This is a genomic window from Enterococcus sp. S22(2020), from assembly GCF_020295385.1.
Lineage (GTDB): Bacteria > Bacillota > Bacilli > Lactobacillales > Enterococcaceae > Enterococcus_L > Enterococcus_L dunnyi.
In genome coordinates this window covers 63,647-88,052 of record NZ_JACFUD010000007.1, presented here as the reverse complement: position 1 = coordinate 88,052, position 24,406 = coordinate 63,647, and the positions used below count along the sequence as shown (strand labels likewise).

Below are 24,406 nucleotides of genomic sequence, written 5' to 3'. Positions count from 1 at the left end.
TAATCTTTTTTTTTGTTTTTAAATGTGGTTAATTGATTATCTTGCGGATAAGAAAAGCTTAGTATAAAAAAGAGTATTCTAGTTATAGTAAAAATGAAATAGTTGAAATAAGGGGAAACGAATATAGTGAATAACAAAAAGATAGCTGTTATCGGTTTAGGATATGTGGGGCTGGCCAATGCATTGTTATTATCCCAGACTCAAACTGTGTACGCATATGACATAAATCCTGAAAAAATAGCTTTGTTAAAAAGAAATCAATCGCCGATCATAGATAAAGAGATAGAAGCATTTTTAGGAAATCAAAATCATCAGATTGTTTTTACAGCAGATTTGACACAAGCAGTCGAACAGGCTGGGTATGTCATTATTTCTACGCCGACAGATTATGATGAGGAGCAAGATTTTTTCGATACAGCTTCTATTGAAGCTGTGATAGAAGAAACCTTAACGATCAATAGCAATGTTACTTTTTTGATTAAATCAACGATTCCGATCGGATACACTGAAAGCTTAAAGAAAAAGTTTGCTTTTCCAGATATCATCTTTTCACCGGAATTTTTGAGAGAAGGCTTTGCATTACATGATAACTTGTTCCCATCAAGGATCGTGATTGGGGATAGAACAGCAAAAGGGAAAGAAATAGGCACTCTTTTTCTTACGAATACTATTGAAAAAAATGCCGAAATTGTACTGACAGATTCTACTGAAGCTGAAGCTATCAAGCTCTTTGCTAATACATATTTGGCGATGCGAATCTCTTATTTCAATGAGCTAGATACATTTGCTGAGCAGCGAAATTTAAATACGGAGCAAATCATTCGAGGGGTCAGTTTAGATCCACGGATCGGCGATCATTATAATAATCCATCTTTCGGTTATGGCGGCTATTGTTTACCGAAAGATACAAAGCAATTGAAAGCCAATTTCAATGATGTACCAAGTGAATTGATTGTTTCGATCATCCAGTCGAATAAAACAAGAAAAGCGTTTATAAGTAGTAAAGTAATCGAACGAAAGCCTAAAAAAGTTGGAATATATCGCCTAACAATGAAGTCGAATTCCGATAATTTTCGTTATTCTTCTGTACAAGAGATCATTAAGCAGGTCAGTGCTCACGGAATCAAGGTCGTGATTTACGAACCGACATTGGAAACAAAGGATTTTGAAGGACATACAGTTCTTAATGACCTTGAACAATTTAAGGAACAAAGCGATGTGATCGTCGCTAATCGCTTTGCAGCAGAATTAAAAGATGTATCAGAAAAGGTTTACTCAAGAGATATTTTTGAAAGAGATTAACCGATAAGAAAGGACGTAGTATTTTTGATAGAGATGTCAGTGGTTGTGCCTTGTTACAATGTGGAAGCCTATATCCAAAGATTTATTGATTCTTTGGTAAAGCAAACATTTCGCTATTTTGAAGCAATTTTTGTAGAAGATGGCTCGACAGATGATGGATTAGCAATTTTGAAGAAAAACGCTGAGAAGTACGATTTTATTCAAGTCATCTCTCAGAAAAATCAAGGTGTGGGGATGGCTAGAAATAAGGGACTATTTGCGGCGCGGGGCAACTATATTCTATTTTTGGATCCAGATGATTTTATTGAACCTAAACTGCTGGAGGAAAATTATAAGCTTGCGGAGGAAACTAATGCTGAAATGGTGATTTTTGGTTTCCATACATTAGATGAACGAGGGCAGCATTTATCAACGACTCGAAGTAATAAGCAACGGATGCTTAAAACACATCAGGAAGTGGTCGCTGACTTGCCCAATCTGATAAAGGAAACAAATATTTTTGTTCCATGGAATAAAGTATATCGAAAAGCGTTTCTTGACCAGCATCAGCTCATTTTTTCAAATCAACGTACAGGCCAAGACTCGCTCTTTAATATTGACGTATTCAAAAAGGTCAGCAGTATAACGATCAGTCCAGAAGTCTACTATCATTATATTTTTGCTCGTACCAATTCAGCTACGTCAAAAATGGACCAAATACGGTTGGTAGACGATATGAGAATCTGCTCGATGTTCAAACAATTTGCTTTCTCTGAGAATCTGCCTACAAAGTTTGCCTATTCTTTACATTTAAGTAAGCTATATAAAAATATGTGTAAGTTAGAATATACCAATAAACAATATCTTGTGTATCTGTTTTCATTAGATGAGATTCAAGAATTTTTGACTGTAGCAAAGATGAGTTACTTTGATGATTGGAAAGATAAGTACCGCTTTATTAAATGTCGAATGATGAGTGTGCGTTTAAGGAAACAAGTTTATCTGCTGAGAACTAAGTCTTAGTAATCTTAAGGAGGGCTGATATGCTCAAAAAACGACCAGCTAATTTTTTAGTGACTAGATTATTAGTTATTGCATTGGGGATTTTTGGTTCTTTTTTTGCGCCAGTTTATTTGCTCATACCACTGATTTTTGGTTATTTAGTGATTCGGGAGGCGACTGTTGAGCAGTTGCTTGATTATGTTTTCTGGTTAACGATCGTAGCTATTTTCTTTGGTGCGTATCTTTCTGTCCCGTCATATGAAAATCTTTATTTATTCCGTTTCCTATTACCAGTGTATGGTGTTCTTGCAATTATAAGTAATTCATTTGATTTCGAGCAGTTCAAACAATACAAGGTGCCATTGATCAGTCTGATGATTTATTTTGGCGTTAGTTTGATCACCTTAGTTTGGGCACCAAAAGTAAATCTGGGTTTTCGTTATACCTATTTTGTGTTGGAAATATTTTTTATTTTTTTTATGAGTTTTAAAGAAATCAAAACAAAACAGCGATTCGATAAGGTGATGGATCTTATTTTTATTGTTTACTTGATTAATCTTGCTGTAGGAATATATGAAATTTTATCTGGAAATCACCTTAAACTTTCTGGCGCTAATTTGTATGTGACGACTACGATCAAGTATCAGCCAACAGGGTTCTTATTTAATCCAAATGACTTTGCTTTGTTTTTAGCGGGCCTTTATCCATTGGTAGTGGTCGTGATTCAACGGAGATTTGAACCGCTGAAAAGAGATATATTGTATGCTGTTGTAACGTTATTGACGTTGTACATTATCGTTAGTACGTATTCAAGAATAGGTATGTTGAGTATCGGGATCAGTGTTGTTGCAACTTATGGCTATATTTATAAGAAGAATGGGTTTATTGCGATCTGTTTATTTTTACCGCCTATTTTGTTAGGAGCTTATTCTTTGGGGATTGGTACTCATATTTGGGACATTGCTTACTCTTCATTTTCAGATAAACAAAACTCGACGTCTGCCAGAGAGAATATGTATTTATTGCTTTGGCAAATCTGTAAGGATAGTCGCTTTATGGGAGTAGGTGCAGGAAATTCACCTTATGTGTTGAATTCATTGATGCTAGGTTATTTCAATACAGGTGAGGCTTCTTATACTACGGGGCATAACTTTATATTGGAAACCATAGCAAATGTTGGTATTTTTGGCTTTTTAGGTTTATTTGGCGGTGTGATCGGTTCTTATAGTGTCCAGTTGATCAAGAATATCATGAATAAAATCACGCTGGAATTACTGTGTTCAGGACTCGTTTTGATTGCTTTTATGGGGTCAACGATTGCATTAAGTACGATTTTGGAAAAACGGTTTCTGTGGTTTATGCTGGCGTTGGGTCTAGTGATGATAAATAAAAGTAAGCTGAAAAATTGATGGAAATATATCAGACAATGATAAAAAGAAAGGAAGATTGTTTTGTGGAAAGTACTATTAGATCGTAGTTTTTTTTTGGCCAGTTCCTATGAGTCTTATAGAGAATTATTAGGAAGATCCTTTCCAAAGTATACAGTGAGGAAGTTATATAAAAAGGTTTTCGACAGAAAACTAGATTTGAAAAATCCCATATTGTTCTCTGAAAAATTACAGTGGTTAAAATTTTACTATACCGAAGAACCACTGGCTTGGCTGGCAGGAGATAAATTTGGCCTAAGGCAGTTTTTACAGCAAAAGAACGTAAGTGAACTAGCTGTTCCGCTGATCGATGTGTATCGATCTGCTGACGAGATTGATTGGGAAAAGCTGCCGAATCAATTTGTTATAAAAAAATCAAATGCTTCAGGTATGAATCTGATCGTCAAAGATAAAGCGGCAGCTGATCAAACAAAATGTCTTAGCCATATACATAATTGGATGCAAAAAGAGTTTGGTGAAATTGGAGCAGAGTTGCATTACAAAAAGATGCTTCCCCAAATCATTATTGAAGAATATTTGGAAAATATCGAGCAGGATTGGAAATTTTTTTTCTTGAACGGAAAACCTCAGCTGATTCAGGTCAATCAATGGGCGGATGAAGAGGCGGCGGAAATAGTATCTGAACCAGAAAGTATTCTGGTGTGGTGTGATATGGCTGGTAAAATAGAGCAAGTATATTCAAAATATGACCTTCCTACAGATGCTTATCAGATTGGAAAGAACATTCAATTACCAACGTATTTCGACCAAATGATTGAATACGGGAAAATTCTATCGGAAGATTTTCCTATGGTGCGAGTAGACTTCTTCTATCATGCTGGAAAGCTGTATTTGAGTGAGTTGACCTTTACACCAGGTAGCGGTTTTCGTAAGTTCAATGATGTAATCGAAAGAAAATTAGGACAGGCATTGGTGCTTCCTGAGTGGCCATAAAATGAAAAAGGATTGAGAGAAGAAACATGAATAAAAAAGTAGTATCAAATTTTTTCTATCAGGGATCCTATCAGCTGTTGACTTTGTTATTACCGATGATTACGATCCCGATTGTTTCGCATGCGTTAGGTGCGCAAGGAATAGGTCTGTATCAGTACATAGGTTCTATCGTTTATTATTTTGTATTAGTTGCTGGATTAGGCATTGCCAATTACGGGATAAGAGAAATAGCATCTGTGAGAGATGATCGAAAGAAGCTTTCGGAGAGGTTTTGGGAGTTAGAGTTATTCAATGCTTTTATTGCCTTGATCATGATCATGCTCTACTTGGTGTGCATCTCATTTCTGCCTAACAAGCTGTTCTTTTTGATATCAGGCATTTCATTGTTGGCAACGCTGTTTGATATCACCTGGTTCTATTCAGGAATCGAAGATTTTAAAGCGATTACTTCAGCGAGTTTTTTAGTCAAAATAGTTTCCTTTTTAGCGATCGTTATTCTTATTAAAGATCAAAATGATCTAGTTAAATATTTCATTATTCAAAGCAGCAGTGTCTTATTAACAAATGTTGTATTATGGTTATTTATTTTTAAGCGTGTAGACTTTACAAAGGTCAGCTTGAAACATTCGATGAAACATTTTTTCCCTGCGCTACATTATTTCTTGGGGAAAATTGCTATTACACTATATACGACCTTGAATAAAACATTATTAGGAATGCTAGCTTCAACAGCTGCTGTAGGTCTGTATTTTAATTCGTTACAGTTAACAACCATTTTTGTAGCGTTGATAGGAACGCTAGATACGGTTTTATTGCCTTATATGACAAACCTGTACACACATGATGGTAAAGAAAAAATGGTACATTTAATGAAACGTACTCTTCATCTACAATTGTATTTTTCGATTCCATTGATGTTTGGGATCATTGCGACAAATCAAAAATTGATTCCTTGGTTTTTTGGTGATAGCTTTCAGTATATACGTTATACTGTTCCTGTTTTGGCGCCATTAGTTGTTGTTATGCCTTTGGGTGTATCGATCGTACGTCAGTACTTGATTCCAATGAATCATATTCATAAATTCAATGTATCTGTCATCGGATCCGCGATTGTCAGCGTGATGATCAATGTCATACTTATCCCAGTTGTCGGAATCTGGGGCGCCGTTTTAGCAACACTTATTGCAGAGTTGCTAGTGACGGTCATTCGAGTTGTTGACTTGATCAGGACATCTGATTTTTCTTTTGACATGAAGAAAATTTCGATCTATTTAGTAGGAGGCTTATTGATGTGGCTTACGATTTATATTGTGACGGCTGATATGACACCTACTTTAACTACAACATTATTACAGGTAGTGATTGGAGTGATTGTTTACCTTAGTTTTACAACGATTTTAAGTGTTAATCCGATATTTGAGCTATTAAGTATAAAAAAAAAGTGACAAATAAATAAGGGATTAAAGATATAAATTTGGATGATAAAATCATCCAGAAAAATAGATGTATAGGATTGAATGCTTAGTGCCAGTTATTCTTTCCTGTGTCAATTTCTACTTTTTCAAATTTTCTTTTGAAAAAATAGAAATTGATTTTTTTTAAGCGAATAACGATCATAAAGTTAAAAATCTTATGATTATTCTTGAAAATTGAACATATTACATATAACAATCATTTTAGGATTATAGAGAAGTAGCATTCATTACTTTATGAATGAAGCGTATCTTCTGTAAAAATCAATCATTCTTTTTCAAGGATTTTAATTATTATTATGTTGTAAAAAAAATAGAAATAAATGAAAAAAATCACGAATGAATTTTATTGTTTACTAAATGTTGAGACGAATAAAATTGCTTCTAGCGTTGAGTATCCTACATTTTTATAGAGAATATTTCCGAAGGGGAGCAGGAAATCCTCTGTCTTTTTGATGTTAGCATTCATTTTCAATATCTTTTTTTATTGATTTATTCAAATAATGATAAAAATCTTTTTTTCAAAAAATGTCAAAAATGACTATAAATAGATCATGAGAAAAAGAACGCGTGTTGTAGAATTTTAGACATAATAGTCGATTGTGAACGGTACCAAAATAGTTTTGTAAGTGAATTCGCTAGAAAGGAGAGTGAAGAATAGTTATTTCTTTAAAAAAAGTGTCTTTGCTATTTCATATTAGAAACACATATAAAGAAATATAAAAAGTAAGAAAAGGAGAAGTATATGGACTTATTTGATAGTGTGAGAAGGTATAGGTTGTTTGATTCTTCGGTACAGTTGGAGTTTGAATTGATTCGATTATTGCACTCGCAAGATCGTTGGTTTTCTACAGGAGAAATTAGTAAAACATTAAAGACTAATTCGAATGCCATATTAAGAATAGCAAATAAATTGGCTGAAGATATCGAGGCTTATGGGGATGAACGCATTACTTTATCAGCCTCTAAAGGGAAAGGGCTGCGTTTGAATCGAGCAGCTGATATTAGTATTAAAGGATTTCAGCTTTCACTGCTTGAAGATACTTATACTATTCGATTGATGCGGAGTATTTTTCATGGCGAATTTGAAACAGTAAAAAAATATTCTCAGAAACATTTTTTAAGTGAAGCAACAGTTCGACGAAAAATCACAAAATTGCGAGCAGTTTTGGCAAAATATGATATTTCTATCAAACGAGAAGATGCAACCCTTGAAGGAGAAGAGAGTCAAATACGAGCTCTTATGAATATGTTCTATTGGCGACTGTTTATTGGAATAACTTGGCCTTTTCCTAACGTGAATGAAGAAATCATTCACAGTATTGTACAAGATATCGCTGATCGTTTGAATATCAAATTTAACACAGTGACACATAGACAGATCATGTACTTTTTGGCAGTTAGTATTATCCGGACAAGGAGAGGAAATTTTGTCAATATCAAAGAGGAATGGTGGCAATACATAGAGGATAGTCCTTTATATAATAAGTTTACGAAAATTATGAAAGATCAAAATGGCGGATTGAACACATCGAATGATGAGATACCATTCTATTACTTGATTTTCTCTACACGTATATTTTCTCTAAATTATCCTGAACTAATAGAATTTCATAAAAAAAAGAAAACTAGGGCCTATCAGGCCAGTTTATTGTTGAAAGAAGCATTTACACAAGAAATCTTTGAGATTCCAGAAGAGAAGCTCACTAGATTTATGGACTACAGTATTATTTTTCATACATATGTAGATATTTTTAAAAAGTTTTCTGCAGATCTTAATGGGTATGTTGGAGATGCATATTCGGAAGAGTATCCTGAAATGAAAAAGCGAATTGATTACTCACTTAATGGATTAATTGAAAGAAGCAATTTAGATCTATTCAAAGAAAAAGGGTATTTATCTATTCGTTATCAATGGCTTGCAGCTTTGGTTGGCAGAATAAGCCTTTACGAGAAAAAGTACACAATCATCATTGAACTAGATGCACCAAAAATAATGAAAGAAATGGTTCTTGAAGAAATAGATGCTTGGCTCGGTATCAGATATAATTGTGAACTGTTTTTCATAGAGGATCTATCAGATGTTAGTCAAGCAGATGTGTTGTTGACCAATATTCCACTAAGAGAGCTTGACCACAAGGAACAATTTAAAAGTGTAAAAATCATCAATATAGAAAACATTCCAACACATGAAACAATGAGACGCTTGGATAAGAAGCTACAGTCTCTTTAATAACTAAATGGTATTCAAAAATCAAATTTCTATCTAATAGAAAATGATTATTGAGACTTTTTATAATCGTTTATATTAATTGAAGAGAATTCTTTTGAGGGGATAGGATGATGTATACATTTTTGAAGAGGCTGTTGGATATTATATGTGCATTTACTGCACTGGTTCTTTTTTTGCTTCCCATGGTTGTGGTGGGTATATGTATTTATATTAGATTAGATGAAAACGTCGTTTTTAAACAGCGAAGAGTTGGTCTTAACGAAAAAGTATTTACGATTTATAAATTTAAAACGATGAACAACTTGAAAGATAGCTCAGGAGCATTACTTCCAGATGAGCAACGGTTGACTAAGTTAGGTAAATTTATTCGGAAGACAAGTCTGGATGAACTGCCTCAATTGATCAATGTGATAAAAGGTGAGATGAGCTTGGTCGGTCCGCGTCCGCTATTGCCAGAATATTTATCGTTATATAGTGAGGAACAAAAAAAACGGCACAATGTGAAACCTGGAATTACTGGCTGGGCTCAGGTTAATGGACGCAATGAATTACCATGGGAAAGGAAATTTCAGCTAGACATTGATTATATCAATAAAAGAAGCTTCTCTTTTGACTTGAAGATTTTGCTCAAAACAACTTTATACGTCCTAAAGAGAAAAGGCATCAATCAGACGGCAAACTGTACAATGAAAAAATTCACGGGAGACTATTGATGAAATCACTTGTCATTATCGGCGATGGAGGTCATTCCAAAGTTGTCCGAGAAATCGCACAAAGAATGGGTTGTTATGAACTTATTGCGGTTTTGGATGAAAAATATACAGAAAAGAATAAAATTGGAGATATTGAGCAAAATAGCATTGAGCAGGTGCTTACTTATAACAAAGATCAGACAGAATTTTTTTGCGCTATTGGGGATATCTTTGTCCGAAGACAGCTCATGGAATGTTATAAAAACTTGCGCTGGGCGATACTTATTGACCCTTCGGCTATCGTTTCTAAGCAGACCGCTATTTTTCCAGGGACCTTGATTGGAGCTAATGTAGTGATCAATAGTGCTGCCGTGATTCATTCAGGATGCATCTTAAATACAGCAGCGGTTATCGAACATGACTGCATTATCTCAGCTTTTTGTAACATTTCTCCCCGAGCAATATTATGTGGAGATGTAACTGTCGGCAGTGGATCGTTAATCGGAGCTGGGGCTGTAGTCAACCCTGGGATAACGATCGGAATGGATGTTTTAGTAGGAAGCGGCAGCGTTGTGGTTAAAAATGTCTCGAATAATCAGACGGTAATGGGTGTGCCGGCAAGGTAAGTTTGTTTTTTTCTAGTTTAGCGATAGAAAGAGGACTCGGATGCCACGTGCTTTGAATCCAGAAAGGAATAAGTCATTGAAAAAGATTCTAAAAATTGTTTGCTTTTCAATTTTGGGTGTACTGATCGTTGCTGGCGGATCGTTGCTGTTCCTCTATCATGATATTTCATCCAGCTTTGAAAAAACTTATGAGGCGGTTCGAACAGAAGGAAAAAGTAATTATCGGCCGAATTATATTAATCTACAAGAAAAAGCACCATTCTCTGTTTTATTATTAGGAATCGACTCAGGATACAAAGAACGTATGGAGCAAGGGCGCTCAGATACTATAATGTATGCCACCTTAAATCCTAAAAAGAAGCAAACTCAAATCATGAGTATCCCTAGAGATACATATACAGAAATCGTTGGATTGGACATAAACCAAAAGATAAACCAGGCCTATGAGAAGGGGGGGACTGAGATGACGGTCAACACAGTAGAAAAATTTTTGCAGCTGCCTGTTGATCGATATATTTCATTGAATATGCAAGGATTGGAAGACTTGGTAGATATCGTAGAGGGTATTGAGGTGATGAATAAATTTGAATTTACAGATAAAGCGGTCACATTCAAAAAAGGAAAAATAACACTCAACGGGAAAGAAGCATTGATCTATTGTCGAATGAGAAAAGAAGATCCTGTAGGCGACTATGGTCGGCAGGAGCGTCAGCGTCTGGTTGTTCAGGGAATTGGAAGTAAATTGATCCAGCCGTCTGTTATAGTACGCTACCGTGATATCCTCTATGTGCTTGAAAAAAATATGAAATCTGATTTTAGTTGGTTGGATTTACAAACAATTGCACTAGAATATCGAACGGCCTTCATGACCATTGAAAATACACAGCTTCAAGGGACAGGCTTGGATACAGGGGACGGATTGGCGTATCAGCAAATCGCATTAGAGGAATTACAGACTAAAAGAAATCAATTATTACAGAATTTGAACTTAAATGAGGATCTCTCGTTAAAAGAGTAGTCTTTTTGACTAACGGCGTTGATTATTAAAAGAATAAAAGGTAGTACTATCAAAATGGTTTTGGGGGAAGAAAACAATATGAAGAGAATCATCAAATTAGTCGTATTAAGCAGCGTGATAGTAGGAATAGTTACAGGCTGTTCAAATGCAAAAATAGAAACTACAGAGTCTTCTGAAAGCAAAACGATCGTTTCAGAATTGAAGAAGACTAAAAGTACAGAGAACTTTGAGGTGACAATAATTTCTGCCAAAATCGTTGAAAATGAATTGAACACGGATGTAGGAAAGCGCACGGTAGAGCTAGATGTGAGAGCTAAAAATATTACGGATGAAGACCAAAGCATCGGCACAGGTGATTTTGTAATTGTCGGAGAAGATGGGAAAGAATACGCTTTTACTGGGAATGAAAATAATTTTGGAGATGCAGTCTCAGCAAAAAAAACACTCGAAGGAAAAGGCTATTATTCGATTCCAAATGATATGAACTATGGCGTGATCGTTTATAACCCATTCCAGTCTACTGAACAACTAAAATGGGAAACAAAGTTTTCCCCGTTAGATAAAAAGTAGTGAAGGGAAATGGTTGTTTGTATGAAAAAGGTGATGATGTATAGTTCCATACATCCATGGAAAGACGCTAGGATTTTTTTTAAAGAAGCCCAAAGTTTATCTAAAGAATATGAGGTAGATTTTTACGCAGTGGGTACCCAAGAAGATAGTCAAAAGTATGCAGCTGATCGGTTGCATCTCTTTTTGCATCAATTAGCTGGAAGAAGTGGACGTTTCCGACTATGGCGTAAATTATATCAGAATGTATTGAAAAGTGATGCGGTCTTTTATCATTTTCATGATCCGGAGCTGTTATTGTTAGCACCTTTCATCAAAAGAAATAAAAAACAAGCGATTTTGATTTATGACATGCATGAAAATTTTCCGAAATCTTTAAAGTCCAAAAAATGGCTGCCGAAATGGCTACGTCCAATCATGGCCAAGTATGCAAAAGTGGTTGAACGGCAGCTGTTAAAAAAGGTCAATGGTGTGATCTTTGCTGAAAAAAGCTATAAAAGCTACTACCCGGACATTATTGCTGAAGGGAAGTCTATAGATATCTATAATTATCCTTTAATGAAAGATAAAGAATTACCTACTGTTTTGTTTGCACATTCGAATGTATTGAAGCTAGTCTACATTGGTCGAATTTCTGAAATCAGGGGAATCTGGGAAATGCTTCAAGCAGTTAAAGTGTTAAGCGAAACAAGAGCTGTACACCTGACTTTAGCGGGCGGAATAGATGAGGGGTTAAAAAAAGACATTGAGAAATACATCGCTCAACAACATATGACGCAGTTAGTGACACTTCATTCATATATAGAATATGCTGAAATATGGACGGTTTACCGAGAAAGTGATATTGGCTTGTGTTTATTACATCCTGTCCCAAACTACCAAGAATCGTTAGCAACAAAAATGTTCGAATACATGGCGAGTGGTTTACCAATGATTATTTCTAATTTTCCACTATGGCAGCAATTTGTGAACGAAAATCAATGTGGTTTGACATGTGATCCGCAAGATGTTCAAGAAATTATAGAAAAAATTGAACAATTAGCGAATAGTCCAGAAACTCGCACAAAGTATGGACGGCATTCACAACAACAGTTTAGAGAAAAATATAATTGGCATGTTGAAGAAACAAAATTGCTATCGTTTTATAGAGAATTGGAGGACAAAGTCATTGAACAGTGAAATCAATCTGAGAAAATTTTTTTCACGGATATTGAAAAGGTGGTATGTACTTGTGTTAGTTTCGGGTGTATTCGTTTCTTTAGTTTATATCAAGCAAACATTTTTCGAAGAAAAAACTTATCGCTCCTCTACTGAATTATTGATCTTACCACAAAAAAATAGTGAAGAGACAACAAATGATGCCAATATACGTTTAAATATCCAATTGATGAACACTTATATGAGCGTGATGAAAAGTACTACTGTCTTAGAAGCAGTGAGAAAAAACACGAAAATAGAAGATTCTGCTGGAAGATTGAGAAAAAACCTACTCTTATCGAGTGATACAAATTCACTGACTGTCAATCTGAAGATGACCGCAAATTCTCCATATAAATCACAAGAATTAGCTAATACGATTGCAACAACAACCAAAGATTATTTAGCTGATTTATTCCCAGATAATCAATTGATCATCTTGAATCCAGCAGGGCAAGGAACTAGAGTTCAGTCTAAAAGCGCCTATCTTATTGCACTCTTTATGGGAATATGGGGAGGTATTTTGGTCGTGACGATTGAACTCTTTAGCCAAAATGTAGTTCGAGATTCAGAAAATTTAAGCAGCTTTGGTTTTCCAACGATAGGTATTATTCCAGAAGATGAACATACACAAGATAAAAATGGCAGGAAGAGGCAAGTTTGGTGGCACCTTTGATTCTAAATAGATAAAAGAAAGGAATAATCGACGTGGAAAAAAGGATAACTAGCCGTTTGAAAAAGACGTTTGAAAATATGGACTATTTGAGTGCGAATGCTTTTAGAGATCTTAAAACAAATATCGATTATCAAATGGGACCGAAAAATGAAAAAATTTTTGTTTTGACTTCAGCCAATCAGGGGGAAGGGAAAAGTTACTGTGCATTGAATGTTGCATTAGCATTTGCAGAATCAAAAAAAAGAGTTCTGCTCATAGACATGGATTTACATAGACCACGTCTCACTAAGCAATTTGGATCGGTGGGCAAACCAGGTGTTTCCAACATGTATGAAGATCATGTTTCTTATCTAGATTGTCTAGTTTTTATAAACAATTTCCTGTCTTTTATTCCTTGTGGACGGTCATCATTGAATCCTTCTGAGGTTTTGGCTTCACCACTTATGATCAAGGAAATCAGACAGGCATTAGAGAGATTTGACTTAATTATTATCGATAGTCCTCCAGTCAGATTATCTCCAGATACAAAGACTATTCTATCGATATTTAAAAATGTTTTATTTGTGGTAAGAGAGGGTCAGACTAAAAAGTCAGATATTGAAGAATCGTTAGAAAGTATTAAATTGATCAACCCTTCTGTTTTAGGTATGGTATTGAACTTTAAAAAATTCAGCAAAAAAGACCGTAAGAGATATGGTTATAAGTAGATAGTGATTGATCGATTTTAAGTAATGCTAGTGCTACTAAAAAGGAAGAGAGGAATGAAATAAATTTACTTGTGTAGAAGATGAAAAAGGAAGGGTGAAAAAATATGTCTAAAGAAAGAGTGTTGATTTTAGGTGCTGGAGAAGCTGGGAAATTGCTTGCTTTTCATTTTTCAATCAATCAAGAGCACAACATTCAATTAGTCGGAATGCTTGATGACGTAGTTAAGGATGTTTCAGATGTACTAACACAAAACTTCATCCTAGGGGGACTGGACCAAATACAAGAAGTGTGTAGAACAAATCAAGTTGACCGAATTATTGTCGCAATCCCTACGTTAGAGCAAAAGCGTAAGCAAGAATTGCTAAACGAGTGTGCTGAATTAGAAATAAAAACACAATTATTGCCTGAAATTTCGGATATTGTTCAAAATGGAGCTAATCCAATTGTGGAACGTTCTATTGAATATTCTGATCTATTAAACCGTGAGGTCAATGAATTGGATTATCAAAAATTGTCGAAACAATTTAAAGAAAAAGTTGTTTTGATTAGTGGTGCTGGAGGCTCGATTGGCTCGGAGATTGCCAAGCAGGTAGCGAAATGTGGTCCCAAAAAAATTATTTTATTAGGTCATGGTGAAAATAGTATATATGTCATTGCTAAAGAATTACAAGAAGAAAATATCAACAATATATGCTCGGTTATTGCTGATGTTCAGGATCAAACTAGAATAGAAGAAGTTTTTAAGACATATACTCCTGATATCGTTTATCATGCGGCAGCGCATAAACATGTCCCTATGATGGAAATGAATATCAAAGAAGCAATCAAAAATAATGTGTTAGGGACTAAAAATATGGTTGAGGCTGCAGCGGCAAATGCTGTGGAACGTTTTATTATGATTTCTACAGATAAAACTGTACATCCAACATCTGTCATGGGTGCAACAAAAAAAATTGCTGAATGGTTAGTGCAACTGGAAAATGAAACAACTTCAAAAACAATTTTCTCCGTTGTACGCTTTGGAAATGTTTTAGGAAGCCGTGGTAGTGCAATCCCACTTTTTTGGGGTCAAATTCAAAATAATAAGCCAATTACAGTTACACATCCAGAAATGGAACGCTATTTTATGACGATCCCTGAAGCGAGTCAATTAGTTATTGAAGCAGGATTTTTGGCTAAAGGAAACGAAATCTTCATTTTAAAAATGGGAGAACCTCAAAAAATTATTGATATCATACATAAAATGATCACATTATCAGGAAAGAGTTTACAAGAAATAGAGATTACGTTCACTGGATTGAGGAATGGTGAAAAAATTAAGGAAGAACTTTTTGAAGAGCAAGAAGCGATGCAGGAAATAAACGATCGGTTTTACTGTGGTCAATCGCAAGTTCCCTACTCAAGAAGTGAGATAGATTGGATGATTCAAAAGTTATTGATTGAAGATTCAGAAAAAATAAAAGAAAAGCTGCTAAACATGACCATCTATAAGAAGGAGTACATTCATTATGCATAAAGTGATTCATGCAACAAAACATATATTTTTAGATAAAGTAAAAACCAAAGAAATGAAGATTGGAGTCATTGGATTAGGCTATGTGGGGCTTCCTTTAGCGATGGAATTTGCTCAAGAGGGCTATTCAGTTGTTGGGATCGATATTGATGAACAAAAAGTTGCAACGCTAAATCAAGGACAGTCGCATATTATCGATATTTCTAATGCAGTAGTGAACGATTCAATTGATTCAGGGAATTTCACTGCAACAACAGATTTTAGTGCAATCAAGACGTTAGATGCAGTGAGTATCTGTGTGCCGACCCCTCTGAACAAAAATCAAGAGCCTGACATCAGTTACATTGAAACGACAATAGACCAACTACTTGATAATTACGGTCAACCATTGTTGATGGTTTTAGAGAGCACGACGTATCCAGGAACAACGAGAGAGCTTCTTGCTGATCGATTTGCTGCAGCAGGGTACCAAGTGGATCAAGATTACTTTGTCTGTTTTTCACCGGAAAGAGTGGATCCAGGCAATGAAATGTACCAAACAAAACAAATACCGAAAGTCATCGGAGGAATTTCAGAAGCCAGCACAGAAATCGCTCAAAAATTGTATGAAGATGTTTTAGATGAAATCGTTCCAGTATCTTCTCCTGAAACTGCAGAAATGAGTAAATTACTTGAGAATACATTCCGCAGCATCAATATTGCTTTTGTGAATGAAATGGCTTTGATGTGCGATCGAATGGGTGTTAATATTTGGGAATCGATCGATGCAGCTAGCACGAAACCGTTTGGTTATATGCCGTTTTATCCAGGACCTGGTGTAGGCGGTCATTGTATTCCCTTAGACCCTATGTATCTTCATTGGAAAGGAAAGCAAGACAAATTTTTCAGCCAGTTTATCGAACTTTCTCAAATGATCAATATGAACATGCCGTATAAAGTAGTAGAAAAAGTGCAAGAAGCATTGGATTCAATCGGTAAGTCAATAAAATCTTCTAAAATTCTCCTTTTAGGAATGGCATATAAAAGTAATATTGATGATGTAAGAGAATCACCTGCATTAGATGTCTATGAAATTTTGAATGAAAAAGATTGTCAGTTGGATGTTCTAGATCCATTTGTGACTTCATTTAAAGACAAAGTGGGAAATCAAATAGCTGTGAGGATGAATACTATGATCGATTATTCAGAATATGACTGTGTAGTTGTACTAACTAAACATGATATCTTCGATTACGACAAAATTTTAGAAGAAAGCCAAACGATCGTGGATATGCGCTATTCATGGAAAGCGCACGCAGGGGAATTACAGGATAAGATTTTTACGATAGGGGGATAAAACATGAAAGAGACACCTATTTTATTATCGCCTCCTGACATGACTGGAAAAGAACAAATGTATATAAATGATGCCTTTGAAAAAAATTTTATTGCTCCAGTTGGAGAAAATATTGATCGATTTGAAGTGGAAGTTGCTGACTATGTCAGTAGTCGTTATGCCGTTGCAGTTACTTCTGGTACAGCAGGACTGCATCTTGCGTTGATTGCTGCAAATGTTCAAGCAGGTGATATTGTTTTGTGTTCTGATTTTACATTTACGGCATCTGTGAATCCTATTTTATATCAGCAAGCAATCCCTGTTTTAGTAGACTCTGAGCAAGAAACGTGGAATATGGATCCGGAACAATTAGAACAGACGATAAAAAAATATAGTGCTCAAAATCGCCGACCTAAAGCAGTTGTGGTCACGCATATCTATGGACAGTTAGCAAAGATGGAGCAGATTATCGACATCTGTCAGAACTATCATATCTTAGTGATTGAAGATGCTTGTGAAGCAATGGGGACAGTCCATGAGAAGTTAGGCCATGCTGGAACAATTGGTGATCTAGGAGTCTATTCCTTCAATGGAAATAAAATTATTACAACATCTGGTGGCGGCATGGTCGTGACAGATAATGAAGTAATGGCAAAACGAATCAACTATTTATCTACACAAGCAAAATCCAATAAATCCTATTATCTCCACGAAGAAATCGGCTATAACTACCGTATGAGCAACATTTTAGCTGGAGTCGGTAGAGCCCAGTTAGTGAGTTTAGAAGATAAGATTACTTCTAGAAGAAGAGTATATGAAAAGTATCAGACAGCTTTTGCTGATATGAAACATATTCAGATGATACCGGAAGATCCTGAATATGTTCGCTCGAATCGTTGGTTATCAGTTGTTTTATTATCAAAAGTTGAACCAAAAGCATTGATGGATCATCTTAAAGCTCAGAATATTGAAAGCCGATTGACGTGGAACCCCATGCATGAACAGCCTGTTTTTAAAAATTTGGCGATCGACTTTTTTTATAATGAGGCTAGGACTAAACCAGTTTCTGAGCAATTATTTGCAAAAGGATTGTGTTTGCCTTCTGGAAGTCGTTTAAGTGATTGTGAACAAGACAGAGTGATTGCAGCGATTCAGCAATTTTTAAAGGATGAGTAGCAATCATGAAAATTTTATATATCCATCAATACTTTGCGACAAGAGAAAGTGCAACTGGGACACGATCCTATGAATTTTCTCGTCTTTTAACTGAAATGGGACATGAGGTAACAGTCTTGACTGGGGATTCTAAAATTGAGCATGTGACGAAAGGCACGCATAAACGTCGCCAAACGCATATTATTGATGGAATCAAAGTCAAGACGATTAAAAATAGCTATGACAACCGTTTCGGGAAGCTAAGGAGAATCGGTTCCTTCCTTTCATTTTTGATTTTTTCCTCACTTATGAAAGTAACGAACGATGAGTACGATGTTATTTTAGCGACCTCGACTCCTTTGACGATCGCAATTCCTGCTCTTATATTATCAAAAAAAAGCAGAACCCCGTTTGTCTTTGAAGTCAGAGATCTATGGCCGGAAGCTCCTCGTCAGCTTGGGTACTTGAACAATGATCTTCTTTATAAGATATTAAAAAAAATAGAGAAAAAAACCTATGAGGAAGCTGGTCAACTCATTGCCTTATCTGATGGGATGAAAGAAGGGATCAAAGCAAGCGGAATCAAAGCTGAAAAGATTTCCGTCATTCCAAATAGTTGTGATTTGACCCTTTTTTCACCTACTATTTCTGGGACGTCTTTTAGAGAAGAATACAATCTTACAAACGAATTTGTATTGATTCATGGGGGCTCTATGGGGGTTATCAATGGGTTAGATTATTTAGTTGAGACAGCACGGATTTTGCAGGAAAATAACTATTCAGAGATAAAAATCGTTTTGACTGGTGAAGGTGGAAAAGAGCAGGAATTAAAAGAAAGGGCCAGAAAATATGGCTTAAATAATCTAATTTTTACTGGAACGGTAACGAAAAAAGAAATGCCTGCCTATTTTTCCGGTGCAAATGCCTCTATGATGTCAGTTGCAGATAATCCAGTCTTGGAGATGGCTTCACCAAACAAATTTTTTGATAGCTTAGCTGCTGGCAGACCTATTATTGTCAATTGCAAAGGCTGGATGAAGCAGCTAGTAGAAGAAAATCAAAATGGTTTTTATGTTGATCCTAAAAAGCCGCAAGAGCTAGCGGATCTATTAGTAAAATTATCTGATCTATCAAATCAGGAAATTTTTCAGATGGGGAAGCGTTCAAGATATTTGGCTGAAACACTGTATGATCGAGAAGAGTTGGCGAAGCAATTGGAGAAAGTTTTGAAAGATACATTAATAAAAGGTAGTAGTTTAATGGAGGAAAAAAGATGAAGATTCTATTTTTGGTTTCCTCGTTTCCAGCATTGTCTGAAACATTTATATTGAATCAAATTACTGGATTGATCGATGAGGGATATGACGTTGAAATAGTATCTACCAAAAAAGTGACCCCTCCGTATCATCCAGATGTTGAGCGCTATCAATTGATGGATAAGGTGACTTATATCGATGTACCGGCAAACAAAATCAAAAAATTACGTTTAGTTGCAAAAGAAAGTGCGCGGATCGGTGTAAGAAAAACTGCGGATCTATTGAATAAGAAAGTGTACGGGACATTTGTTTATAGCTTCCGACCGTTACTTTTTCAATCATATATAACGAAAAATGTCATGAACTGGGAAGCAATTATTTGTCATTATGGTTCTAATGCACTGCTGGTTGAAATCATCAAGGTAGCGAATCCTGAAATCGATTTCCCACCCATTTTGAGCTTTTTTCACGGAAACGATATTACAGGTTTTACTAAACGATTTGGCGAAGAAATTTATGCACCCTTACATCAGGCAAATCAACACTTTTTACCAATCAGTGAGAATTGGAAAAAGCGTCTGCTAGAACTAGGATTTCCGAAAGACAAAATCGACGTTCACCATATGGGTGTCGATAGGACAAAATTTGCTAAGGTGGAACTATCAGATTTTACTCAGCCAATCCGCTTATTGATCGTGGGACGCTTAACGGAAAAAAAGGGAATCGATGATGCAATCTTGGCTGTCAAGCAACTAAAAGAAAGCGGACACGCTATTCAATTGAACATCATCGGCGATGGAGAACTCCATACAATGCTGAAGCAGTTGATCAATGAACTCGATATCGTGGATCACGTAAAGCTAATGGGGTGGCAAGATCAAGACACAGTCAAAGCATTTATGGAACAAGCAGATATCATTTTATTACCAAGCAAACAAGCTGAAAATGGAGATATGGAGGGCATTCCAGTTTCATTGATGGAGGCATTAGCTACTGGGAAATTAGTCGTTTCTACTTATCATAGTGGAATTCCAGAGCTGATCAAAGATGATTATAACGGTTGGCTGATCCCTGAAAATTCACCAGAACAATTAGCGGAAAAAATCGCAGACATTTTGAAGATGAGTTATAAGGAGCGTCTTGAGATCAGTAAAAATGCTGTAAAATCTATCCATGATCATTTTGATATTCATCAATTGAATAAACAGCTAAGCCAAAAGATAAAACAAGTAAAATGAGTCCTATTGAATACAATCAAAAAGATGAATTTAAAAGAGAGAATGTTTCAACTGCCTTGAATCAAAGCAGTTGAAACATTTTTGCTAAAATAGCTAAAACAACTATCTTTCTCTAAAAAATATAGTCAAAATTGGACATATCTCGTTAAGTAATCTGATTAAAATATTTTTAGATTTTTGTTTAAAATAGCATTAGAGACATTTTGACATTTAAATATCTCTAATGCAAAGAGAAAGGAGAACGATTTTGGAAGAAACAGCTATTATTGACTTGCTTCAGCAAGTTCCAACACATACATTGCCTATGGACCAAGTGATCAGCAGTGTTTGTGGAAAATCGGAAATTGAAATTACAAATAAGGAGCGTATTATTTTCTCATCCCGCTTAAAATACATGGACTCCGTTCAAAAAAAATATGAATCAGATTTAGGAAAAACAACAACGATCATCCAATTAAAAAAGAGATAAATCAACGAAAAATTCGGATAGATAATGGGAATTCTATAGTGGATTTATTTTCATATCACAGAAAGCGCTTCATTCGATTGCAGATGCTCTTAAAACAAAAGCGGCGATTCCAATCAATAAAATACCCATAAAGGCTGGCATTGCATGACTGAATACAGCATACAACTGTCCGCCTAGCAATGGCCCAATCACGCGAGCTAGTGCCTGCATGCTTTGCGCGCTGCCTTGGATTTGACCTTGCGCGCTTGCACTGACCGATTTTGACAACATTCCATTGAAAGAAGGGCCAAAAACAGAATCACCTAAACCAAAGAAAATCATCCCTAAAATGAAGCACCAAGAGTACGTAGTAAACGCTGATAAGAGAATAAAAAAGTACCCAATGAGTTCGCTGATCATTCCTACTAAAGCAATAGATTTGTCCGGCATGATGTTCAATAGACGCGGCATAATGAATGCCTGAGAAAAGATATCAAGTATGCCGATGATCGAAAAAGTTAGTCCGATAAGAATAGGCTGCCAAGTGAATGTATCGATTGAAAATTGAGAAAAAATAGCTTGTAGTGAACCGTTTGGCAGCCAAACAAGAAAGCCTGTGAGCAATAACCATTTGACTGGCAGAAGAGAGAATGCACTGGACAATTGACCAAATGGGTGAAGCTGTTTTACCTTCAATTTAGGTGTACGTTTTGCTTGTACGAGACTTTCCGGCATGAAAAAATACCCGTAAGCTGCGTTTAATAAGGTAATAACAGCTCCAGCGTACATCGGAACTCGATGACCAAATGTAGCCAGAGTACCGCCGATGATCGGACCTAATGTAGTTCCGACGCCGACGAGCGCACTGATCCAGCCAAAGTATTTTGTTCGTTCCTTTTCACGAGTGATATCTGCAAAATAAGCAAAAATCGCAGAGATTTCTCCGCCAGTCACTCCTTCGATGATTCGGCCTAGGAAAAGGACCCAAAGAGCTCCGCCAATGCCAAAAATAATGTAACCCAATGCTGAACCTAACAAACTGAGGATCAGTACAGGTCGACGCCCGTAGCGATCGCTTAAAGAGCCTAAAATAGGTGCAGCGATAAAAACGGCTAAAGCATAAATCGACATTAGTGAGGTGACGATCGTTGCCTGTTTGCTAGGATCTTTTGTATAATCAGAAACTAAAAATGGCAATACTGGACTAACGATAGTCAAACCCAATCCAGTCAAAAAGACCGTAGTAAAGCCAAAAATCAACGCATGTTTATTGATAGAATGATTCATTAAATTTCTCCTTTAGCAATATTGTTTCTTAGGAAACAATATTACTTTAACCTCATTTTGTTTCCTTGTCAACAAAAACGAAAATAAAAAATACCACTTATTTAGTGATATTTTTTAGGTGATGTCTATATCGACCGATGAATCTGAAAATCGTATCAAATTCTTCTTTCGTCATATGTGCGAAAACATCCTGATCACGTATCAAAAATGCTTCATGCAATTGCTGATGAATCGTATTGATCTCTTGCCCCTTTTTTGTTAGTTCAAAATAGATTTCTTTTTTATTATCTTCGTTTTGATAGCGTTGAATGATATTTTTAGCGAGTAATTTTTTGGTCAATTTACTGATAGCACCACGAGTCATGTAGCTTGCCGCAGCAAGTTTTGTGACATTTGCTTCAGGGATAAGAGCAATATGTTCGATCAATTCGATTTCGTTCAAGGTATAGCCAGCTAAAGCAGACTCTAATTCCGGCTTATTGAGCCAGATGATTTCATTACAGAGATCCATCAGTTCACTCATCAATTGTTGTCTATTATCCATGCGAACTCCTTTATACTTTTTCTTTAGTATAGGAGCTTTTTGTTTCTTTTGCAACAAAAATCAGAAGGTTAGTATATTGGCTCGATCGTTACAGCTGTACCGTAAGCTGTAACAATGATCAATAAAATATCGGAGTTGATAAATTGGTCATAATTGACCTTCAAAGAAAGAATTGCATTGGCATCCAATGATGAGCTTTTATTTATTAATTCTGTTAGCGCAGTCTTACGAGCTTCAGCATATTCATTTGAATATGCTGAAGATTTTCCACCGAACAGTCCTTTAATGCCGCTTAATGCATCTTTTACAATATTGACTGAGATAACCTGTTCGCTAAATACTGTTCCTTTTACATCAAGGATAGTTGTATTAGTAATTGTTTCGGTCGTGACGATTTTCATGATGATTCCTCCATTCCATAAAATACCATTGTTTATTTTTGACAATGAGCTGACTAAGTATACTAGTTCTTTTTTTGATAGAAAAGAACCCCTTGTTTTGGTAAAGCACAAGGGCCGGTGTATTGTTTTTTGCAACGTATAAACTTAAATACTTTTGTTGATGTTTAGCTATTTTTTGACAATGTGAGAGTAGCAGGTGACCAACTTTTTGATTTCTATAACGGGGGAAAATAGAGATAAAATCGATATATAATTCTCCTTTTTTAGGTTTATAGGAGAGAAGTGTAAGTAGTAAAGAAATTTTTAAACGGTCTAGTAAAGTAAATTTCCCCTTCATCAAGTGTTTTAAATAGTAATAGGTATCTTCTTGTTCCGTTAAAAAGAGACAGCCGCATATTTCCTGATTTGATTCAGCGATCAGCAACTTATTTTCTTTTGTTGTGCAAAGAAAGTAACTTAAGAGAGCGGTAATTTTTTTTGCTTGTTCTTTGGAGAACAATGTTGCAGTAAATTTTGCTTCAAATCCTTGGTAAATCAGTTCAGTGACTTTTTCAATCAGTCGTTCTAAAGGATAGTCTTTCGCTTTCTTTATCACGATGTTCATAATTTCACCTCAAGAGTATAAACAGTCACATCATTATAAGCTAAGGCACATAGGACATTCTCGTAAATCAGCAATTCAGAGGGGGTAGCTGTGATGTTTAAAAGTGGATCAGCTAAAAAGCGATCGATTTCTCTTTCAAGCGTTGATTCATCATGGACAATAAAACTTTTACATCCGTACGTACCCTTAGAAAATAAGTAATCATGTTCTGCTTTTGTCCCTTCGAAACTAGGAATCATGGATTGGCCGGAAGAAATATAAGACACATTATCCAATGAAGTGAAGCCTGCCTTAGTTGCTTTAAGTAAGTCGATTTCATTTCCAATCAGGATTTCAACGGGCGCTTTCTTAAAGTAACGTGTTGTTTTTTTCAGAAAGATAAGCTCATCTAACTTATAAGTGATCTGGGCTTGAATAATATCTTGTACGGTTTTTTTGATAGCAGTTAGCTCATCGATTTGTTGTTGTAGCTGTGACTCAGCATTCTTGAGAGAATCCAAAATAGATGAACCGGCGAAAACTTGTTTTATTGAAGATAGTGAATAACCAATATTTCTAAGTACGATGATTTGATACAATTTGTAAATATCGGCTTCGTCAAAAAGATAATAGCCATTTTCTTGATTTCGTTCAGGTATCAGTAACTGCTCATCAATATAATGTCTGATTTTATATTTCGAGATAGTAAATAGTTCGGCAAGTTCTCCAGTTGTTAATTTCTTCATAGCTAGCCTCCTCCTCGGTTGTTTCCATTATATATCGTGTGGTAACCACGCGGTCAAGGAAAGAGAT

Annotated in this window: 24 protein-coding genes; 19 read left to right on the top strand and 5 right to left on the bottom strand. The window is 35.7% G+C overall.

What is annotated here, in order from left to right; all coding sequences use genetic code 11:
* Window positions 1–126 precede the first annotated feature (126 nt).
* The 19 genes from H3T55_RS14405 (at window position 127) to H3T55_RS14315 (ending at window position 20,799) form a co-directional block, all read left to right on the top strand.
* A complete protein-coding gene (locus H3T55_RS14405) occupies window positions 127–1,302 on the top strand; it encodes a nucleotide sugar dehydrogenase (RefSeq protein ID WP_225535243.1) in 1,176 nt (391 codons plus the stop codon).
* A gap of 33 nt (window positions 1,303–1,335) precedes the next feature.
* Complete coding sequence (locus H3T55_RS14400) at window positions 1,336–2,304, top strand: glycosyltransferase family 2 protein (RefSeq protein WP_225535356.1); 969 nt, start codon at window positions 1,336–1,338, stop codon at window positions 2,302–2,304.
* A 20-nt stretch (window positions 2,305–2,324) separates the two neighbouring features.
* On the top strand, window positions 2,325–3,692 hold the full coding sequence (locus H3T55_RS14395) for an O-antigen ligase family protein (protein WP_225535244.1): 1,368 nt from the start codon (window positions 2,325–2,327) through the stop codon (window positions 3,690–3,692).
* Window positions 3,693–3,869: 177 nt separating this feature from the next.
* On the top strand, window positions 3,870–4,664 hold the full coding sequence (locus H3T55_RS14390; RefSeq protein WP_225535246.1) for an ATP-grasp fold amidoligase family protein: 795 nt from the start codon (window positions 3,870–3,872) through the stop codon (window positions 4,662–4,664).
* 26 nt (window positions 4,665–4,690) lie between these two features.
* Window positions 4,691–6,109 carry an oligosaccharide flippase family protein gene (locus tag H3T55_RS14385; RefSeq protein ID WP_225535247.1) on the top strand — a complete coding sequence of 473 codons (1,419 nt, stop codon included), beginning with the start codon at window positions 4,691–4,693 and terminating at the stop codon, window positions 6,107–6,109.
* A gap of 772 nt (window positions 6,110–6,881) precedes the next feature.
* Window positions 6,882–8,369, top strand: a complete 1,488-nt coding sequence (locus tag H3T55_RS14380) for a helix-turn-helix domain-containing protein (protein WP_225535249.1) — start codon at window positions 6,882–6,884, stop codon at window positions 8,367–8,369.
* Window positions 8,370–8,479: 110 nt separating this feature from the next.
* A complete protein-coding gene (locus H3T55_RS14375) occupies window positions 8,480–9,082 on the top strand; it encodes a sugar transferase (protein ID WP_318652980.1) in 603 nt (200 codons plus the stop codon).
* Window positions 9,082–9,687, top strand: a complete 606-nt coding sequence (locus H3T55_RS14370; RefSeq protein WP_225535252.1) for a NeuD/PglB/VioB family sugar acetyltransferase — start codon at window positions 9,082–9,084, stop codon at window positions 9,685–9,687. Before H3T55_RS14375 ends, H3T55_RS14370 begins: the two co-directional genes overlap by 1 nt.
* A gap of 40 nt (window positions 9,688–9,727) precedes the next feature.
* Window positions 9,728–10,705, top strand: coding sequence for an LCP family protein (locus H3T55_RS14365; protein WP_225535254.1), 978 nt, complete (start codon window positions 9,728–9,730; stop codon window positions 10,703–10,705).
* A gap of 78 nt (window positions 10,706–10,783) precedes the next feature.
* Window positions 10,784–11,275 (top strand): DUF4352 domain-containing protein, encoded by a 492-nt coding sequence (locus H3T55_RS14360; protein WP_225535256.1) that lies wholly within the window; start codon window positions 10,784–10,786, stop codon window positions 11,273–11,275.
* 21 nt (window positions 11,276–11,296) lie between these two features.
* Window positions 11,297–12,451, top strand: coding sequence for a glycosyltransferase family 4 protein (locus tag H3T55_RS14355; protein WP_225535257.1), 1,155 nt, complete (start codon window positions 11,297–11,299; stop codon window positions 12,449–12,451).
* Complete coding sequence (locus H3T55_RS14350) at window positions 12,387–13,145, top strand: YveK family protein (RefSeq protein WP_225535258.1); 759 nt, start codon at window positions 12,387–12,389, stop codon at window positions 13,143–13,145. The genes H3T55_RS14355 and H3T55_RS14350 overlap by 65 nt, the downstream gene beginning before the upstream one ends.
* A gap of 32 nt (window positions 13,146–13,177) precedes the next feature.
* Complete coding sequence (locus H3T55_RS14345; RefSeq protein ID WP_225535259.1) at window positions 13,178–13,852, top strand: CpsD/CapB family tyrosine-protein kinase; 675 nt, start codon at window positions 13,178–13,180, stop codon at window positions 13,850–13,852.
* Window positions 13,853–13,956: 104 nt separating this feature from the next.
* The gene (locus tag H3T55_RS14340; RefSeq protein ID WP_225535261.1) at window positions 13,957–15,369 is read left to right on the top strand and encodes a polysaccharide biosynthesis protein; all 1,413 of its coding nucleotides are present in this window, start codon (window positions 13,957–13,959) and stop codon (window positions 15,367–15,369) included.
* Window positions 15,362–16,702, top strand: coding sequence for a nucleotide sugar dehydrogenase (locus H3T55_RS14335; RefSeq protein ID WP_225535263.1), 1,341 nt, complete (start codon window positions 15,362–15,364; stop codon window positions 16,700–16,702). Before H3T55_RS14340 ends, H3T55_RS14335 begins: the two co-directional genes overlap by 8 nt.
* Before the next feature lie 3 nt (window positions 16,703–16,705).
* Window positions 16,706–17,857, top strand: coding sequence for an aminotransferase class I/II-fold pyridoxal phosphate-dependent enzyme (locus H3T55_RS14330; protein WP_225535264.1), 1,152 nt, complete (start codon window positions 16,706–16,708; stop codon window positions 17,855–17,857).
* Between the two features lie 5 nt (window positions 17,858–17,862).
* Complete coding sequence (locus H3T55_RS14325) at window positions 17,863–19,113, top strand: glycosyltransferase family 4 protein (RefSeq protein WP_225535266.1); 1,251 nt, start codon at window positions 17,863–17,865, stop codon at window positions 19,111–19,113.
* The gene (locus H3T55_RS14320; protein ID WP_225535268.1) at window positions 19,110–20,330 is read left to right on the top strand and encodes a glycosyltransferase; all 1,221 of its coding nucleotides are present in this window, start codon (window positions 19,110–19,112) and stop codon (window positions 20,328–20,330) included. The genes H3T55_RS14325 and H3T55_RS14320 overlap by 4 nt, the downstream gene beginning before the upstream one ends.
* A 247-nt stretch (window positions 20,331–20,577) precedes the next feature.
* A complete protein-coding gene (locus H3T55_RS14315) occupies window positions 20,578–20,799 on the top strand; it encodes a hypothetical protein (RefSeq protein WP_225535270.1) in 222 nt (73 codons plus the stop codon).
* 69 nt (window positions 20,800–20,868) lie between these two features.
* Here the strand turns inward: H3T55_RS14315 and H3T55_RS14310 are convergent, their stop codons facing one another.
* The 5 genes from H3T55_RS14310 to H3T55_RS14290 all read right to left on the bottom strand — a co-directional run bounded on the left by H3T55_RS14310 (window position 20,869) and on the right by H3T55_RS14290 (window position 24,339).
* Window positions 20,869–22,065 carry an MFS transporter gene (locus H3T55_RS14310; protein ID WP_225535271.1) on the bottom strand — a complete coding sequence of 399 codons (1,197 nt, stop codon included), beginning with the start codon at window positions 22,063–22,065 and terminating at the stop codon, window positions 20,869–20,871.
* A 97-nt stretch (window positions 22,066–22,162) separates the two neighbouring features.
* A complete protein-coding gene (locus H3T55_RS14305) occupies window positions 22,163–22,609 on the bottom strand; it encodes a MarR family transcriptional regulator (RefSeq protein WP_087640518.1) in 447 nt (148 codons plus the stop codon).
* 68 nt (window positions 22,610–22,677) lie between these two features.
* Complete coding sequence (locus H3T55_RS14300; RefSeq protein WP_225535273.1) at window positions 22,678–23,010, bottom strand: YbjQ family protein; 333 nt, start codon at window positions 23,008–23,010, stop codon at window positions 22,678–22,680.
* A complete protein-coding gene (locus H3T55_RS14295) occupies window positions 22,979–23,614 on the bottom strand; it encodes a GNAT family N-acetyltransferase (protein ID WP_225535275.1) in 636 nt (211 codons plus the stop codon). Before H3T55_RS14295 ends, H3T55_RS14300 begins: the two co-directional genes overlap by 32 nt.
* Window positions 23,611–24,339, bottom strand: a complete 729-nt coding sequence (locus tag H3T55_RS14290) for a MerR family transcriptional regulator (RefSeq protein ID WP_225535277.1) — start codon at window positions 24,337–24,339, stop codon at window positions 23,611–23,613. Before H3T55_RS14290 ends, H3T55_RS14295 begins: the two co-directional genes overlap by 4 nt.
* Between the last annotated feature and the right edge of the window lie 67 nt (window positions 24,340–24,406).

Bases quoted from the DNA above. Each gene is read 5' to 3' on its own strand.
- H3T55_RS14400 (WP_225535356.1), top strand. From the start codon at position 1,336: ATGTCAGTGGTTGTGCCTTGTTACAATGTGGAAGCCTATATCCAAAGA.
- H3T55_RS14395 (WP_225535244.1), top strand. From the start codon at position 2,325: ATGCTCAAAAAACGACCAGCTAATTTTTTAGTGACTAGATTATTAGTT.
- H3T55_RS14385 (WP_225535247.1), top strand. From the start codon at position 4,691: ATGAATAAAAAAGTAGTATCAAATTTTTTCTATCAGGGATCCTATCAG.
- H3T55_RS14380 (WP_225535249.1), top strand. From the start codon at position 6,882: ATGGACTTATTTGATAGTGTGAGAAGGTATAGGTTGTTTGATTCTTCG.
- H3T55_RS14375 (WP_318652980.1), top strand. From the start codon at position 8,480: ATGTATACATTTTTGAAGAGGCTGTTGGATATTATATGTGCATTTACT.
- H3T55_RS14370 (WP_225535252.1), top strand. From the start codon at position 9,082: ATGAAATCACTTGTCATTATCGGCGATGGAGGTCATTCCAAAGTTGTC.
- H3T55_RS14365 (WP_225535254.1), top strand. From the start codon at position 9,728: ATGCCACGTGCTTTGAATCCAGAAAGGAATAAGTCATTGAAAAAGATT.
- H3T55_RS14360 (WP_225535256.1), top strand. From the start codon at position 10,784: ATGAAGAGAATCATCAAATTAGTCGTATTAAGCAGCGTGATAGTAGGA.
- H3T55_RS14355 (WP_225535257.1), top strand. From the start codon at position 11,297: ATGAAAAAGGTGATGATGTATAGTTCCATACATCCATGGAAAGACGCT.
- H3T55_RS14350 (WP_225535258.1), top strand. From the start codon at position 12,387: ATGTTGAAGAAACAAAATTGCTATCGTTTTATAGAGAATTGGAGGACA.
- H3T55_RS14340 (WP_225535261.1), top strand. From the start codon at position 13,957: ATGTCTAAAGAAAGAGTGTTGATTTTAGGTGCTGGAGAAGCTGGGAAA.
- H3T55_RS14335 (WP_225535263.1), top strand. From the start codon at position 15,362: ATGCATAAAGTGATTCATGCAACAAAACATATATTTTTAGATAAAGTA.
- H3T55_RS14330 (WP_225535264.1), top strand. From the start codon at position 16,706: ATGAAAGAGACACCTATTTTATTATCGCCTCCTGACATGACTGGAAAA.
- H3T55_RS14325 (WP_225535266.1), top strand. From the start codon at position 17,863: ATGAAAATTTTATATATCCATCAATACTTTGCGACAAGAGAAAGTGCA.
- H3T55_RS14320 (WP_225535268.1), top strand. From the start codon at position 19,110: ATGAAGATTCTATTTTTGGTTTCCTCGTTTCCAGCATTGTCTGAAACA.
- H3T55_RS14310 (WP_225535271.1), bottom strand. From the start codon at position 22,065: ATGAATCATTCTATCAATAAACATGCGTTGATTTTTGGCTTTACTACG.
- H3T55_RS14305 (WP_087640518.1), bottom strand. From the start codon at position 22,609: ATGGATAATAGACAACAATTGATGAGTGAACTGATGGATCTCTGTAAT.
- H3T55_RS14300 (WP_225535273.1), bottom strand. From the start codon at position 23,010: ATGAAAATCGTCACGACCGAAACAATTACTAATACAACTATCCTTGAT.
- H3T55_RS14295 (WP_225535275.1), bottom strand. From the start codon at position 23,614: ATGAACATCGTGATAAAGAAAGCGAAAGACTATCCTTTAGAACGACTG.
- H3T55_RS14290 (WP_225535277.1), bottom strand. From the start codon at position 24,339: ATGAAGAAATTAACAACTGGAGAACTTGCCGAACTATTTACTATCTCG.